The sequence below is a fragment of the Paramuribaculum intestinale genome, from assembly GCF_003024925.1.
Lineage (GTDB): Bacteria > Bacteroidota > Bacteroidia > Bacteroidales > Muribaculaceae > Paramuribaculum > Paramuribaculum intestinale.
On sequence record NZ_PUED01000359.1, the window covers coordinates 1 to 1,186 of the forward strand.

Below are 1,186 nucleotides of genomic sequence, written 5' to 3' on the forward strand. Positions count from 1 at the left end.
GCACCTGAGCATCTCAAGCATGATTCTTATCGCGGCCTTGGCGAACTTCGGGAATGTTTCCACGTCGTTATAGTCAATCTCAGTTTTTTTCATTTTGCGTTTCGTTTTCGATTACGATGCAAAATTACAGAGCCTGTATCCCCCCGTTGGGAGAGTACCCCAAAGCAGCCCTCTCGTAAATTTTATCTCACTGATAATCAGTCTTATAAAATTGTTAAAGTGCAAATTTTGGGGTACTAACCTTTTATAATTATTTGAAAGACAGGCGATTTATGTACTTCAAAAGTATGTCGGAACAGGGATTGAATGGAAAATGTCGCTTGTCGTGTCACATTGAGGCATTGCGAGGCTACCGAGTACCATAGTCCCCGGAAATGATGAATGCCTCTTTCATTATGGTTTTCTTTGCAGTGTGAAAGGATTCACGCCCTATAATTTCCCCCAACCTTTTTATGAAAAGAAAGAATGATGGCCGAGGCTACGACCTCGACTATTATAATCTGTATCTGCGCCGTTACCTGACGGTGCATCATTTCCCCGAAGCCGATGATGACCTGCTTATTGCCGCACGCGCCGAAGCTGCGGCTAACATTTATGTGGAATCAAGGCTGGCCGGGGATGAAGTCTATATATCCTCCGAGAAAGCCATTGCCCGTCTGCTTGATGGCTTTGAGATTTCGCCATACGATTTTGTAAGCGGCATACTTGCAGACGAATTTTCGGATCATATTTCTCTTGATGAACGTTCCATCGAGTTCTGGACTTATACGCTACTGGAAGAATTGCAGCAGGAGTTCAAAGATGTGGAACTGAGCGAAGAATATCTCAACACCAACGAAGGTGTGATTCTAAAGCTGGTAATCTCCGGTCGGATTGCCGAATATTTCGACGAATATGGCCTTTAACCGATTACAGACCATGCGCGACAACATTGAGGCTATCAGGCTTGTCCTGAAGCTCGGTGTTGCCGGACGCACAGCGCAGACTCCCGAAGAGCGGGAGATACTGCACAAGTATGCCGGGTTCGGCGGGTTGAAGTGTATCCTCAATGATGCCAATGAGTTGGCGGATGCAGCCAAGTGGAGCAAGTCGGATATTGAATTGTTCGCACCTACGGTTGAACTGCGTCGCCTTATCCACGACTATTCGCATGACGACAAGGAGTTTAACCGCTATATGGAGTCGC

2 protein-coding genes are annotated in these 1,186 nt (G+C 46.3%); both read left to right on the forward strand.

Features of this window, described 5'->3' with window-relative positions:
- The first annotated feature begins 452 nt into the window (after nt 1-452).
- Nucleotides 453-905: a DUF1896 family protein gene (locus C5O24_RS13530; protein ID WP_107037089.1), complete on the forward strand. Its 453-nt coding sequence runs from the start codon at nt 453-455 to the stop codon at nt 903-905.
- A partial coding sequence (locus C5O24_RS13535; RefSeq protein ID WP_133165611.1) for a hypothetical protein occupies nt 895-1,186 on the forward strand: 292 nt, incomplete at its 3' end. The genes C5O24_RS13530 and C5O24_RS13535, both read left to right, overlap by 11 nt.

Bases quoted from the DNA above. Each gene is read 5' to 3' on its own strand.
- C5O24_RS13530 (WP_107037089.1), top strand. From the start codon at position 453: ATGAAAAGAAAGAATGATGGCCGAGGCTACGACCTCGACTATTATAAT.